The 13,954-nt window shown below is 49.0% G+C and carries 12 protein-coding genes; 8 read left to right on the top strand and 4 right to left on the bottom strand.

What is annotated here, in order from left to right; all coding sequences use genetic code 11:
- Positions 1 to 10 precede the first annotated feature (10 nt).
- The 3 genes from aspS (at position 11) to ABEQ74_RS00805 (ending at position 5,055) form a co-directional block, all read left to right on the top strand.
- Positions 11 to 1,786 carry an aspartate--tRNA ligase gene (gene aspS, locus ABEQ74_RS00815; protein WP_430118469.1) on the top strand — a complete coding sequence of 592 codons (1,776 nt, stop codon included), beginning with the start codon at positions 11 to 13 and terminating at the stop codon, positions 1,784 to 1,786.
- 35 nt (positions 1,787 to 1,821) lie between these two features.
- The gene (locus ABEQ74_RS00810; protein WP_430118467.1) at positions 1,822 to 2,577 is read left to right on the top strand and encodes a tRNA threonylcarbamoyladenosine dehydratase; all 756 of its coding nucleotides are present in this window, start codon (positions 1,822 to 1,824) and stop codon (positions 2,575 to 2,577) included.
- 300 nt (positions 2,578 to 2,877) lie between these two features.
- Positions 2,878 to 5,055: a HelD family protein gene (locus ABEQ74_RS00805; RefSeq protein WP_430118465.1), complete on the top strand. Its 2,178-nt coding sequence runs from the start codon at positions 2,878 to 2,880 to the stop codon at positions 5,053 to 5,055.
- Between the two features lie 117 nt (positions 5,056 to 5,172).
- Here ABEQ74_RS00805 and ABEQ74_RS00800 read toward each other — a convergent pair whose 3' ends face one another.
- Positions 5,173 to 5,301 (bottom strand): hypothetical protein, encoded by a 129-nt coding sequence (locus ABEQ74_RS00800; RefSeq protein WP_430118463.1) that lies wholly within the window; start codon positions 5,299 to 5,301, stop codon positions 5,173 to 5,175.
- Positions 5,302 to 5,344: 43 nt separating this feature from the next.
- Positions 5,345 to 5,629 (bottom strand): hypothetical protein, encoded by a 285-nt coding sequence (locus tag ABEQ74_RS00795; protein ID WP_430118461.1) that lies wholly within the window; start codon positions 5,627 to 5,629, stop codon positions 5,345 to 5,347.
- A gap of 197 nt (positions 5,630 to 5,826) precedes the next feature.
- On the opposite strand from ABEQ74_RS00795, the gene ABEQ74_RS00790 reads away from it, so the two are divergent.
- From ABEQ74_RS00790 to nrdG, 4 genes are all read left to right on the top strand, one after another.
- The gene (locus tag ABEQ74_RS00790; protein WP_430118459.1) at positions 5,827 to 7,134 is read left to right on the top strand and encodes a replication-associated recombination protein A; all 1,308 of its coding nucleotides are present in this window, start codon (positions 5,827 to 5,829) and stop codon (positions 7,132 to 7,134) included.
- A gap of 59 nt (positions 7,135 to 7,193) precedes the next feature.
- A complete protein-coding gene (locus tag ABEQ74_RS00785) occupies positions 7,194 to 7,730 on the top strand; it encodes a PCYCGC motif-containing (lipo)protein (protein WP_430118457.1) in 537 nt (178 codons plus the stop codon).
- A gap of 265 nt (positions 7,731 to 7,995) precedes the next feature.
- A complete protein-coding gene (locus ABEQ74_RS00780; RefSeq protein ID WP_430118455.1) occupies positions 7,996 to 10,221 on the top strand; it encodes an anaerobic ribonucleoside triphosphate reductase in 2,226 nt (741 codons plus the stop codon).
- Complete coding sequence (gene nrdG / locus ABEQ74_RS00775; RefSeq protein WP_430118453.1) at positions 10,218 to 10,721, top strand: anaerobic ribonucleoside-triphosphate reductase activating protein; 504 nt, start codon at positions 10,218 to 10,220, stop codon at positions 10,719 to 10,721. Before ABEQ74_RS00780 ends, nrdG begins: the two co-directional genes overlap by 4 nt.
- A 73-nt stretch (positions 10,722 to 10,794) precedes the next feature.
- Here the strand turns inward: nrdG and mnmA are convergent, their stop codons facing one another.
- Entirely contained in the window at positions 10,795 to 11,904 is a 1,110-nt protein-coding gene (mnmA, locus tag ABEQ74_RS00770) for a tRNA 2-thiouridine(34) synthase MnmA (protein ID WP_430118450.1), read from the bottom strand.
- Between the two features lie 301 nt (positions 11,905 to 12,205).
- Here mnmA and cymR point away from each other — a divergent pair, with 301 nt between their 5' ends.
- Positions 12,206 to 12,625, top strand: coding sequence for a cysteine metabolism transcriptional regulator CymR (gene cymR, locus ABEQ74_RS00765; protein ID WP_053489334.1), 420 nt, complete (start codon positions 12,206 to 12,208; stop codon positions 12,623 to 12,625).
- A gap of 89 nt (positions 12,626 to 12,714) precedes the next feature.
- On the opposite strand, the gene ABEQ74_RS00760 is transcribed toward cymR, so the two are convergent.
- Entirely contained in the window at positions 12,715 to 13,932 is a 1,218-nt protein-coding gene (locus ABEQ74_RS00760) for a tyrosine-type recombinase/integrase (protein ID WP_430118447.1), read from the bottom strand.
- Between the last annotated feature and the right edge of the window lie 22 nt (positions 13,933 to 13,954).

The raw sequence follows: 13,954 nt of genomic DNA, 5'->3' as shown, positions 1-13,954 counted from the left end.
ATGATAACCGATGAAAAGGACGCATCATTGCGGTCATCTGACAACCGCGAATATTGGAGAAACTGTAACATTGAATGGATGGGTACAAACCCGCCGCGATTTGGGCGGCGTGCTGTTCATCGATCTTCGTGATCGCAGCGGCATCATGCAAATCGTATTTAACCCGGATTTCTCTGGCGAAGCATTAGCTGTTGCTGATAGAGTTCGAAGCGAATTCGTAATAGCCGTAACGGGTAAAATCGTCAAGCGCGACCCTGAAACATTCAACCCGAATCTGCCAACTGGTGAGATTGAAGTTCAAGCGACGAGCATCGAAGTGCTGAATGCAGCGAAAACACCTCCGTTCTTTATCGAAGACGGTGTCGAAGTGGATGAGCAGCTTCGTTTGAAATATCGATATTTGGACCTGCGTCGTCCAGAAATGCAAAAAACCTTGATGCTGCGTTCTAAAGCATCGAAAATTTTCCGTGACTTCCTCGATGACGAGGGTTTTGTAGATGTGGAAACGCCGATTCTGACCAAGAGCTCCCCGGAAGGTGCGCGCGATTATCTTGTACCTAGCCGTGTACACGCAGGCGAATTCTTTGCGCTTCCGCAATCTCCGCAAATCTACAAGCAGCTTCTTATGGTGAGCGGACTTGAACGTTACTACCAGATCGCTCGCTGCTTCCGTGACGAAGATCTGCGGGCTGACCGTCAGCCTGAGTTTACCCAGGTCGACATTGAGACGTCTTTCATGGAACGCGACGACCTGCTGAACATGATGGAGCAGCTGATGGTGAAGCTGTTCAAGGAAACGATTGGCGTTGAGCTTGCAACACCGTTCCAGCGGATCAGTTACGCGGATGCTATGGGCAAATACGGATCGGATAAGCCGGATCTCCGTTTCGGCATGGAGCTGATCGAGATGAACGATATCGTAGCGAGCAGCGGTGTCAAAGTATTCTCTTCCGTCATCGAAAAGGGCGGCGAAGTAAAGTGCTTGAATGCTAAAGGCTGCGGCACTTGGACACGTAAGGAAATTGACGATTTGGGACCATATGCAGCACGCTACGGAGCGAAAGGTCTTGCTTGGATTCAAGTGAAAGAAGGCGAATTCAAGGGACCTATCGTAAAATTCTTCAGCGAGCAGGAAATTGAAGCAGTTAGAGAACGTACAGGTGCCGAAGACGGTGACTTGCTGCTGTTCTCTGCGGACAACAAAAAAGTGGTTGCCGATGTACTGGGCGCACTTCGTTTGAAAATCGGACGCCAGCTAGGTCTGATCAACGATAACGAATACAAATTTGCATGGGTGCTGGACTTCCCGCTGCTCAGCTATGACGAAGAAGCCAAGCGTTATGTGGCCGAGCACCATCCGTTCACACGTCCAAGAGATGAGGATTTGGAATTGATGGATACTGACCCGCTTGCCGTGCGCGCTCAAGCCTATGACATTGTGCTGAACGGATATGAAGTGGGCGGCGGCTCCATGCGGATTTACAAACGCGATATTCAAGAGAAAATGTTTGCAGCACTCGGCCTGTCTCCTGAAGTGGCGCATGACAAGTTCGGTTATCTCATGGACGCCTTCGAATACGGAACGCCTCCGCACGGCGGAATCGCTTTCGGCTTGGACCGTTTGGTGATGCTGCTTGCGGGCCGCACCAACTTGCGTGAAACGATTGCGTTCCCGAAAACAGCAAGCGCTACGGATCTGTTAATGGACGCTCCTTCCCAGGTAGATGGCGGACAGCTGGAGCAGCTGCATATCAAACTCGCCAAGAAGCCGGGCGACGAGAAATAAGTCTCTTGCTCTTGATAAAGGAGGTTGCTTGAATTATGCTGCACCAATTCTCTCGAACAGAACTAGCGATTGGTCCTGAAGGACTTGATGTGTTGAAGAACAGCACAGTAGCCGTGCTGGGTATCGGCGGCGTAGGTGGCATTGCGGTGGAAGCCCTCGCCCGCTCGGGAGTAGGTCGTATCATTCTGATTGACAAAGACGTGGTGGATATCACGAATATCAATCGGCAGATCCACGCTTTAACGACAACGGTAGGTCAGAAGAAAGCAGACCTGATGGTTGAACGTGTCAAATTGATCAATCCGGAATGCGATGCGATTGCCCTGAACATGTTTTATACCGAAGAAACGTATGAAGAATTGTTTAAGTACGAGCTGGACTATGTCCTTGATGCATCGGATACGATTATTTACAAAGTGCATCTGATTAAGGAATGCTTCCGGCGCAAAATTCCCATCATCTCCAGCATGGGAGCGGCCAACAAAATGGATCCGACAAAGTTTCAGGTGGCCGACATTTCCAAAACCTCGATGGATCCGATTGCCCGTGTCGTGCGCACCAAACTGCGCAAAGACGGCATCAAGAAAGGGGTCAAGGTCGTGTTCTCTCTGGAAGAGCCGATGAAACCCCGCCAAGATGTTACAGAGAAGATCGTGCCTGAGAATGCTCCGGAAATCCGGAAAGCGAAGCAGCCGCCGGCAAGCAATGCGTTCGTTCCGCCTGTGGCCGGCCTGATTATGGTCAGTGTGGCGGTGAAAGAACTGCTCGAAAAAGGTGGCGTCACATTGTAAGGAGGCATCCAGCCATACTTATCAGTGTGATCGATAGACAATAAAACTAGGCAGGACTTACAAAACCTTCTGCAACATTTAGAAGTGTTATTCAACGCAGTGTCTCATGATGAATGGGATGCTGCGTTTTTTACTCCCTTCTGAAGTGAAAGATAGAAATTTAGGATGACAAATTCCTTGTAACAGAACTAAGCTAGTATATCCTTGCCGGTTGTGCTACAATGAATATCCTTTTTGTGTCACGGTCCTAAAGCCAGACTTTCGATGCGAAAAAATATGTTTCTTAGGAGGTAACTGAAATTGTCAGAATCTTTTCAAAGTGCCTATCAAGAAGAAGAGTTAAGATTAAACGAGGTTATCGTTGAAATTGACCGTCAGCTTGAACGTTTGCGCGGGATTCCAGTTTATACGGGTCATGATTTTACGGAGCAGGTGCTAGAAGCAGGGCGGGAAGAGAAACGCCAAGCCCTTGCCAAAAGTTTGCCGGAGCCTTACTTCGGAAGGCTGGATTTTCAGGAAAATGGAACGGGAGCGAAGAAACCGCTCTACATTGGAAAAATCGGCTTCGATAAGGAAGACGCTGGGGATCACCCGATGGTGATTGATTGGCGGGCTCCGGTCGCGAGCCTATTTTATTCGTTTACGGGTGGTACCGATCCTGCATCATTCGAAGCACCCGAAGGAATTATTGAAGGGCTCGTGTACTTAAAACGTAACGTCGTGATCCGCAAGCAAATCCTGGAGCGGGTATCGGACACATACAATCGCGAAAGCGGCGGACCTGCCGTATCCGACGAGTTTCTGGTATACCGACTCGGGGAGAACAAGGATAACCGCCTGCGGGATATTGTCTCAACGATTCAGGCGGAGCAGGATAAAATTATTCGGGCAGCGAAGAATACGGCGCTGATCATCCAGGGAGTTGCGGGAAGCGGGAAAACAACTGTAGCGCTTCATCGGCTGGCCTATTTGCTGTATCAGTACAAGGAGCAGGTTCATGCGGAGAAAATGATTATTTTTGCACCGAACCTGATGTTTCTGGATTACATATCCGATGTGCTGCCAGAGCTAGGAGTTGGCGATATCCAGCAGCGAACGTTTAGTGATTGGGCAGCGGAGCTGCTTGGCATCGAGCTGTACCGGGGAGATCATGCCGAGACACTTCACCGATGGTTTGAGACGGAACCAGGTCAGGGAACACCGGATATTGACGATAATGTTAGCGGACGATATAAAGGCTCCTTACATCTGATGAGGCTTGTCCGCCGTTTCGTTGAACGCATGGAAGGCAATGCCCTTCCGGATGAGGATTTTATGCCTTGGGACGGGGCAGTCCTCAAGCGGGAAACGATAGCCGAGTGGTTCGAACAGGAATACAAGCCGTATCCGCTTGCCAAACGGAGGGAGCGGCTGCTTGCCCGGCTTCATCGATGGATTGAAATGGAGCTGAAGAAAGTCTCAGCAGGGGCTGTGATGAAGGAACGGAAGAAGAAAGCGGCCCAGCGGGAAAAAGCGTACGGTAACCGTTGGCCAAAATTCGAGCCGCTCGCCCTGTATAAACAGCTGTTTGGAGCATCCAAAGCAGCCGGGGCTTGGGTAGAGGAGCTGTCTGCAGAAATTCCGGCTGATGTGCTCCACGCCACACAAAAGGATCTGAAGAAAAATATCGTTCGGGAAGAGGATCTGCCTGCACTGCTGTATTTCCACTGCCTGCTTAATGATATTACGGGCGAGCAGCGGTTTGACCATATCGTCATTGATGAGGCACAGGATTTCTCCCCGTTTCAAGTTGCGGTGCTGGATTTGTTCGTTAGAGGTCACTCCTTTACCATTCTTGGTGATCTGTCACAGGGTATTCATGCCTATCGAGGCGTTCATGCGTGGGAGGAAATGAGCTCCTTGTTCCAAGAAGGGGAGACCGCTTATTTTGCCCTAACGCGAAGCTATCGGTCTACTATGGAAATCATTGAATTTGCCAACGGTATTCTGGAAAAGGGTGTTAACAGCGATCTGCTTGCAGTTCCGGTATTCCGGAGCGGGGATGCGGTGCGTCTGATCCCTTACGGCTCCAGCGAATCAAGGGTGAAGGATTTAAAGCGGGCGATGGAGTCTCTGATGGCAAAGGATTATCGTACGGTTTCAATTCTAACGAGGACCCTGCGCGAGGCGGAGGAGCTGCACGGAGAACTGCGTGAAATTTGGCCAGATCTGAACCTGATTGACGGCAGTGAAGGGACATACCAGGGCGGATATTCGGTTCTGCCGGTCTATTTGTCCAAAGGCCTCGAATTCGATGCAGTGATTGTCGCGGATGCAGATACGGAACACTATGCGGAGAAAGCTTGGGATGCCAAACTCATGTACGTCGGCTGTACACGGGCACTGCATGAGCTGTGGCTGCTGCATGGTGAAGAGCGACCTGCTTACATCAAAGCGGAGAACTCAGAGATCACAGGAAGCGGTTGGCCTGCGGAGTAAGTGCAATTGCGTAGTAGCTTATGATTTCTTTATATATAAATAGGAAGAATGGATAATCCCGCAGTGGTTCACATGACAGCATGTGTTTGCCCCTGCGGGACTTTCTGTTGTGGGGGATTAACCAAGCATTTGGTAAGAGGAGCCCAGATTTTCGATGAATCGGATCAAGGTCCATACGGCGAGTATGGAAAATGCAGCTGCCAAGATGACGTAAAGGGTCATTTTCCGCTTAGATTTCCGTTTCAATTTAATAACCTTCCTTCGTGATGTAGTGGTTAAATGATACGAGTTATAACAACACCTCATCGTCTTCCTCATTTCGGATTCCCTGCTTATACTCATAGAGAATGATAGATGAACGTATGAAGGCGTACAGGCCGAGCAGGAACTGCAGGATAAGCATGGCATACAGAAGGTAAGCCGGTAGTTTCTCTTCATCGAGGAGGTAATCTGGCCCATAAATATCTTTAAAAAGTTTGTGTTGATTAACATAGGTAAAGAGTGTAAGTAAACTGATTCCCATATGGACAGCCCCGTTACATAATTTACGTCTGGACTTCTTGCGAGTTATCATAGTCACTCTCCTAAAGTAACGATGCTCTAAAATTCCTTATACTTTTAACGCTCCAGGATGATAAAAAGTTGGCTATCATAATAAACCAAGCAGAGAATAGAGCCCTTGCAGGCGCTGAGAAATCGAATATGATATGATAGAGAGTGGATTGGATTGTAACGGCTTATTTAAGATATCAGACAAGGAAGTGTAGCAATATGGACTTATTCAGTTACGGGCGGGAAGCCGACCGGGATTCAAGGCTGCTGGCCGACCGGATGCGGCCTTCCTCGCTGGATGAATATATAGGACAAGAACATATTATCGGACCGGGAAAGCTGCTTCGGCGAGCGATTGAAGCGGATCAGGTCTCCTCTATTCTGTTGTACGGGCCGCCTGGATGCGGCAAAACGACGCTTGCACATATTATCTCACAGCAAACGAAGGGGTACTTCGTTCGACTAAATGCAGTGGAAGCCTCGGTTAAGGACGTTCGTGAGGTCATTGAGCAGGCCCAGAGCAACCGCAGTCTGTACGGCACCAAAACGATCCTGTTTCTGGATGAGGTACACCGCTTTAATAGCTCAAGACAAGACGCGCTGCTGCCTGCGGTAGAGAATGGGACGATCATCTTTATCGGAGCTACAACGGAGAATCCCTTCCATTATGTGAATGGGGCCTTGATGAGCCGGTCGACGTTATTTCAATTACAGCCGCTGACCAAGGAACATTCACTAATCGCCATGCAGCGTGCATTGACCGACTCAGACAAGGGACTGGGTTATATGAACTTGAAAGCGGATCACGAAGCACTGGAGCATATTGCAACCATGGCGAACGGTGATATCCGCCGCGCTCTGAATGCCCTTGAATTAGCGGCCATGACCACACCACCGGATGAAAGCGGCGCGGTTCATATTACACTCGAAGTGGCTGAGGAATCGATCCGCAAGCCGCTCGTCAAGGCGGACGAATCCACGCAATATGACGTGCTGTCTGCCTTCCATAAGAGCATTCGAGGTTCCAGCGATGCGGCAGTGTTCTGGTTCCTGTATGCCGTCGAAAAACTCGGGATGGACCCGATGGTGTTCATTCGGCGGCTCATCGCCGCAAGCAGCGAGGATATCGGACTTGCCAACCCGCAGGCGATGGTTCAGGCAGTCAGCGCGCTTGATGCATACCGGAACAACGGCTGGCCGGAAGCGAAGCTGAACGTCGTACAAGCGATTTTGTTCGCGGTAGAAAGTCCGAAATCCAACGCGGTCGTGGAAGCGATATCCCGGGCGATGGCGGCGATGGATGAAGTGAAATCAGCGGAGGTTCCACTTCATCTGCGTGATGCGCATTATTCGGGGGCGGTGAAGCTCGGACATGTCGGCTATAAGTATCCGCACGATTATCCGGGCCATTATGTGAAACAGGAATATTTGCCGAAGGAGCTCTCCCGCCGGGTGTTTTATCAGGCGACGGAGCAGGGGAACGAGGCCAAGATCGCACACAATCAGCGTTTGCGACGTGAAGATTAGGGCAGTTCAGTAACGAGGGATGTATGACCGCAAATTTAGTTAAGTGGAGGAAACGAAAGATGAAAACAGGGAAGCAACCGTTTGCCATCCTGCTGCTGTCCGTCGGTCTTATGCTGAGCGGCTGTTCGGGAAAAAGCGCTCAAGAGCGGGTCTCAAATGGACAGGCAACCGAGGCAGCACATGAACACGGACATCAGACGCAGCTGTCCAATGGAGATATCCGGGAGGCCACAGCCTCAATTGATAAGCTGCCTGCCTTTTTGAAGAGCCAGACCAGCGAACTCCAAACCATTTACGCCCTGTCTGCCCAGGTGAGTGATGTCCTTAAATATATTCCTTGTTACTGCGGCTGCGGGGACAGCGCGGGTCATGAAAGCAACCTAAATTGCTTTATTGATGAGATCCAGGAAGGCGGCACCGTGGTATGGGATGATCATGGAACTCGCTGTGGGGTGTGCTTGGACATTGCTGTGGAATCGGCCAAAATGAGCAGTGAGGGCATGAAATTACCGGATATCCGAGCTGCGATTGACGAGAAATACAGCACCGGCTACGCAAAGCCGACACCAACTCCGATGCCGCCTGTAGAGAATTAATTCTAAATGGACTTACCAAACAATCAGGTGCCCACTATGATCGATGGATCGTAGTGGGCGTTTTTTTCATAGAGACAAAGATGCTCCACAAGCGCGCTCTGTATCGTATCATTCTCTTTTAATTCGGCTATTATATGTCTATTTCTGAGGAGTCTAAAATCTTGTTATGATTTTCCTCACAGCAGATTACTATATATAGATGTAAATTTGTGAAATGTAACTATATATAGTAATTAGAATTTGATAAGAGGAGAGGATCGAATTCATGAAAGTTATGAAAAGAGACGGATGCCTGGTGAGTTTTGAGATAAGCCGGATTGTGGAGGCTGTGGATAAAGCTTTTATTGCGGTTGAGGGTGTTTCCCGTCAGGAGGCTGCCTCGCAAATTGGAGATGAGGTTGCTCATGCAACCGAGGGTATGGAGCAGGTTAGTGTTGAGGAGATACAGGATATCGTTGTCGAGCATTTGCAAAGTACCGGTTATCCCGAGGTGGCGGCTGCTTATCAACATTACAGGGAGTCTCGTGACTTGGAGCGGATGAGGCGAGGAGAGCTATATAAGATCAGCAGAGATGTGATCGGCGTATCAAATTTGGACCTGCTGCGGGAGAATGCGAACTTGAATGGAGAATCTTTCAGTGGCAAAATGAGCCGGATCGGTTCAGAATACGCCAAGTGGATGGCAAGTAAATTCATCCTGCCAGCCGAGCTCATGAAATCGGTAAAGGATGGGTACGTGTACGTACATGACCTGGATCAATATGCGCTGGGAACTACGAACTGCATATTCATCCCATTCGATCGTTTGCTGGCCAAAGGATTTAACACAGGTAACGGGTCTGTAAGACCGCCCCAAAGTATCATGACGGCTATGGCGCTCGTGGCCATCATTTTTCAATCTCAACAGAACAGCCAATTCGGCGGTGTGTCCGGCAATAAAATCGATTGGGATCTGGCCCCGTATGTCGGCAAATCATTTCGGCGTCATTTTCGCAAAGGGTTAGCCTACTTCGGCCAGGGGGAGGACAAGCCTAATGTACGAGTTCTTACCGATGACGAATTATACATAGACAATGGGCAGCTGAAGGAAGTATATCCGCATATATATCAGTACGCCTATAACGAAACGGTAAACGAAGTGAAGCAAGCTGCGGAATCCCTGATCCATAATCTCAATACGATGAGCAGCCGGGCCGGAGGGCAGATTCCTTTCACTTCACTGAACTATGGCATGTGCACATCAACCGAGGGACGGATGGTATCCCATGCTCTGCTGGATGCAACAATGAAGGGGCTTGGAGGAGGAGAGACGCCGATATTCCCACAGCATATTTTTCAATGCAAGCAAGGGGTTAACCAGGCGGAAGGAGAGCCCAATTACGATCTGTTCCTGAAAGCCGTTGAGTGCTCCAGCCGCAGACTCTACCCGAATTTTGTCAATGTGGATGCATCGTTTAATCTGGTCTACTATAATCCGGACGATCCGAACACGATTATTGCCACCATGGGCTGCAGAACCCGGACAATTTCAGATCGGTTTGGGCGGAACCGCCTAAGCGGAAAAGGCAACCTGTCCTTTAATACGATCAATCTGGTTCGTCTTGGCATCGAGTATGGTATCATCCAAGGCCAAAGGAATTTGCCGGACCTGAGCCGCTTCTACGAGCAGCTGGACCATTATATGACCATTGCGGTTGAGGGTTTGATTCATCGCTATGAGCTGCAGGCTGATCAACCAGCCAAAGCATCCGATTTCATGATGCGGGAAGGCGTATGGGAAGGCGGTGAAGCCCTGGCCCCCGAAGACAAGGTACGCGGGCTGATCAAGCACGGTACGCTGGCGCTAGGATTTATCGGTCTGGGTGAATGTCTGAAAGCTTTAACCGGACTGCATCACGGGGAGGACGAGAACAGCCGCAGCCTGGGAATCGAGATCATTTCGCATATGCGACAATTTTGCAATGAAGCCAGTGAACGATACGACCTTAACATCTCATTATTTGCCACGCCAGCGGAAGGGTTGTCGGGGAAATTCACGAAGCTGGACCGTCATACCTTCGGGGTGATTGAAGGTGTGACAGATCGCGAGTATTACACAAATTCTTTTCATATTCCCGTTTACTATTCCATGCCCGCATACCGCAAAATTCAAGCAGAGGCTCCTTTCCATGAGCTGTGCAATGCAGGGGCGATATCTTATGTGGAGCTGGACGGCAATGCAAGACAGAATACCACTGCATTTCGGGACATCGTGCAGTTTGCCTTGCAGCAGAACATCGGTTATTTCTCTGTAAACCATCCCGTTGACCGGTGTCCGGCATGCAATTACGAAGGCATTATCGGCAGTGTATGCCCAGGATGCGGTGCCTTGGAGACGGCTGGGAACTTCCAGCGGCTGCGGAGGGTGACGGGATACTTAACGGGCAATTATACGGAGCGCTTCAATTCGGCCAAGCAGGCTGAGGTCAGAGATCGGGTGAAGCATCTGTGAATGTGTGCGGATATATCCCTGAAAGCATCAATGAAGGCCAAGGGCTTCGGGCAGTTCTATTCGTGAGCGGCTGTCGCCACGCCTGCGCTGGCTGTTTTAATGAGGCTTCCTGGGATTTCGAAGCGGGGGAGCTCTTTACCGAGGAAATGTCTGCGGCGATACTTCAGGATATCATCAACAACCCTTTGCTGGATGGCTTGACCTTATGCGGAGGAGACCCGTTCTTCTCTCCGGAGGAATGCACGGCATTTGTACGCAAGCTCAGGAACCTCTGTCCCGCGAAAAATATATGGGCCTACACGGGGTTTACCTTTGAAGCACTGATGAGGCAGCCGAGGTTGCGCGAATTGGCAGAACTGTGCGATGTCATCGTCGACGGCAAATTCGAGGAAGAACGAAAGGATGTTTCGCTGCCTTTTCGAGGCAGCTCGAATCAGCGTTTAGTAGACGTCCCTGCCAGCCTGAAGCGGGGAGTAACGGTGGAATATGTTTTACTCTAGCATGTGAAAAAAGAGCACACACTTTACGGAACTTCCGTGTTAAGTGTGTGCTCTTCTCGTTTCGTTTAGCAGATTAATAAGGAATTTTATCCGCTGTTTCGATTGTTCCTCCGCCAAGGCATTCGTCCCCTAGGTAGAAGACGACGGCTTGTCCAGGGGTGATTGCTTTCTGCGGTTTCGCAAAAGCAACATGAACGGTTCCATCTTCACGCGGAGTTATCGTTACTTCCTGGTCGGGCTGACGGTAGCGGAATTTCGCGGTGCAGGTGTAGGCGTCTTTGGGCATAGCGTCTTGTCCTGCGATCCAGTTGATTCCGGAGGCAATGAGTCCAGTTGAATACAAACTCGGATGATCGCCTTGAACAACGTACAGAATATTGTTAGTTAAATCCTTGTCGGCAACAAACCAAGGCTCTCCGGAGCCTGAGCCGCCAATTCCGAGACCTTGGCGCTGTCCGAGCGTGTAGTACATCAAGCCGTCATGGCGGCCTTTCACTTCACCGGAGACAATGTCCACCATATCGCCGGATTGGGCGGGGAGGTATTGTCCAAGAAATTCTTTGAAATTTCGCTCGCCGATGAAGCAAACACCAGTGCTGTCTTTTTTCTTGGCCGTATACAGTCCGGCTTCCTCAGCGATTCGGCGAACTTCCGGTTTCGGCAGATGTCCGATCGGGAACATGGCTTTGGATAGCTGCTCTTGATTCAAAGCATTGAGGAAGTAGGTTTGATCTTTGTTGTTATCCACACCACGCAGCAGCTGGTACTGTCCATCTTCCTCAATAACGCGGGCGTAATGGCCAGTAGCCACGTAGTCGGCTCCCAAGTCCAGGGCCTTGTTCAAAAATTCGCCGAATTTGATCTCGCGGTTGCACATGACATCGGGGTTCGGCGTTCTTCCGGCTTTATATTCATCGAGGAAATAGGAGAATACTTTATCAAAGTATTCCTTCTCGAAATTGACGGTATAGTAGGGAATGTCGAGCTGCTCGCACACGCGGCGCACGTCTTCAGCGTCCGCTTCAGCTGTACAGTAGCCAAGCTCATCGGTATCATCCCAGTTTTTCATAAAGATGCCGATCACTTCGTAGCCCTGCTGTTTAAGCAGGAGTGCTGTAACGGAGGAGTCGACTCCTCCCGACATGCCGACAACGATACGAGTGTTATGATTTGCTTTTGACATCGTCATCACCATTTTCATTTTGAATTATGCCCATGGTCGTATTTTAACATATCGGGACAAGGTTCACACGTTTCATTTTGTCCACTCAGGGTGAACATTTTTTTGGCTTTCCGCCTTGATTATTACCCATTGAGGTTCAGGATATGTTACCATAAGCAGAGGGTAATGATCGGAATACGGTGATAAGTGCAGGACGAGGTGTATAACCCGCGTTTTATGCCGTATTAACACTACCCGCCACCTACAAATCTTTATGTAACGGATGGACACAATATACAAATTACCGAAAGAGGTGTCACCTTTGAAAATATCAACAAAAGGAAGATACGGATTAACAATTATGATGGAGCTGGCTGCCAAATTTGGCGAAGGTCCGACCTCGCTCAAGAGCATTGCCGAGAAGAACCAACTGTCTGAACACTATCTTGAGCAGCTGATCGCGCCTCTGCGGAATGCAGGTCTGGTTAAAAGTATCCGCGGTGCGTATGGGGGTTATATCCTATCCCGGGACCCTGCGTCCATTACGGCAGGCGATGTGATCCGTGTATTGGAAGGACCGATATCACCTGTTGATTTCACCGAGGAAGACGACCCGGCGAAGCGGGATCTGTGGCTCCGTATCCGTGATAGCATTGCTGAAGTGCTTGATTCCACGACGCTGGACTATTTGATCAACTTCCATGAACAGTCTGCTGCAGACAACTATATGTTCTATATTTGACAGGGATTAGAAATCCCGAGTATTCAAAGGGATTGAGCTTTGTTGAGGGTAATCGTTACCCACAAGTTACCCACAAACAACCACGTATCTTAATTGTTGATAGCCCATTCAAAATCGTCTGCAATTTTTAACTGTCGATTTTGGGTGACGTGCAAGTAGATGAGTTCTGTAGTTCTGGAGTTTCCTTTATGCCCAATTCGCGCTTGGATCTCCGGAAGGCTAACTCTAGGATTGGACGCAAGTAAAGAGACATGGGTATGTCTAAGGCTATGAGGTGTGAGGCTGGTCGGTAGATCAGCTTCCTTTAATACACGACGCATTATTTTTGGTATGGTGGTGATTGGGATCGGATATCCTGGGAACTCAGTACTCCAGAAAACAAAGTTGTCATTCGGATTGAAATCTTTCGATGACAATTTCTCCGTTCGTTGCCAGATGCGCAAAGTCTCCAATGTCTTTGCGACTGTATCCCCGTAACTTACAATTCGCTCACTTTGATCATTCTTGGGTGGACCGAATGAATAGTTACGAACGTTGTCTCCTTCAAGTTGCTTATTAATATCGATTGTACGGTTGTTAGGATCGATGTCCTCCCACTGTAACCCCGCTGCTTCGCTTATACGAAGTCCAGTATAAGCTAACACCAGGAATAAAGCCCATAAATTCGGAGTAAGCATAAAACGGGCTACCTCTAGGAATCGTTTTAACTGGTTCTTCTCTAGGAATTTGGGAAGGACCTGTTTTTTTTCTCCTATTTTCCGAGGAACCTGCTTTTCCTTTGGAATAACTGCGCCTACGGTAGGATCCTCTGTGATCAGGTTAGTGCGCTTTGCGTGGGCGAACATCAGACTGGCAACAGAATTAACGGTGATAATAGTATTTCTTTTCCTCCCATCTTCCTTGAGCTTGTACAAAAAATCTTGGTATTCGCTCATAGTGACATTCCGAAGCATGAAAGCCCCAAATTTTTCGAGAATAACGTTTAAGGCAAACACCCTATTTTTAATAGTTTTTTTTCTTGGCTCTCTCTCGATGGTGTATTCCCTCAACCACACTTTACTCCAGGCATTTACCGTCAAGGTTGTTTCGTACTTCAGCGTTTTCTGTATTTTTCGAGCTTGGATGAGTATTCCAAAATCAACAGCTTCTTGAACAGTCCCAAACCGAGGAGACTCCATTTGTTTGGTTGTTTTTTTCTCTTTACCATCTACAACTTTAGTGGTTGGGACCCGATACCGGTAAGTATACTTTCCATCTTTTTCTCGGACGTTTTTTGGTAAGCTGGCGTCTTTTTTCTTCTTAGACACTTTGCGTGCCCCTCCTTTCTTA

Origin of the sequence: Paenibacillus solani (assembly GCF_050475945.1) — a bacterium.
GTDB classification, from domain to species: domain Bacteria; phylum Bacillota; class Bacilli; order Paenibacillales; family Paenibacillaceae; genus Paenibacillus_AQ; species Paenibacillus_AQ solani_A.
This window is presented reverse-complemented; position numbering and strand designations above follow the sequence as displayed.

Bases quoted from the DNA above. Each gene is read 5' to 3' on its own strand.
- aspS (WP_430118469.1), top strand. From the start codon at position 11: ATGAAAAGGACGCATCATTGCGGTCATCTGACAACCGCGAATATTGGA.
- ABEQ74_RS00810 (WP_430118467.1), top strand. From the start codon at position 1,822: ATGCTGCACCAATTCTCTCGAACAGAACTAGCGATTGGTCCTGAAGGA.
- ABEQ74_RS00795 (WP_430118461.1), bottom strand. From the start codon at position 5,629: ATGATAACTCGCAAGAAGTCCAGACGTAAATTATGTAACGGGGCTGTC.
- ABEQ74_RS00790 (WP_430118459.1), top strand. From the start codon at position 5,827: ATGGACTTATTCAGTTACGGGCGGGAAGCCGACCGGGATTCAAGGCTG.
- ABEQ74_RS00785 (WP_430118457.1), top strand. From the start codon at position 7,194: ATGAAAACAGGGAAGCAACCGTTTGCCATCCTGCTGCTGTCCGTCGGT.
- ABEQ74_RS00780 (WP_430118455.1), top strand. From the start codon at position 7,996: ATGAAAGTTATGAAAAGAGACGGATGCCTGGTGAGTTTTGAGATAAGC.
- mnmA (WP_430118450.1), bottom strand. From the start codon at position 11,904: ATGTCAAAAGCAAATCATAACACTCGTATCGTTGTCGGCATGTCGGGA.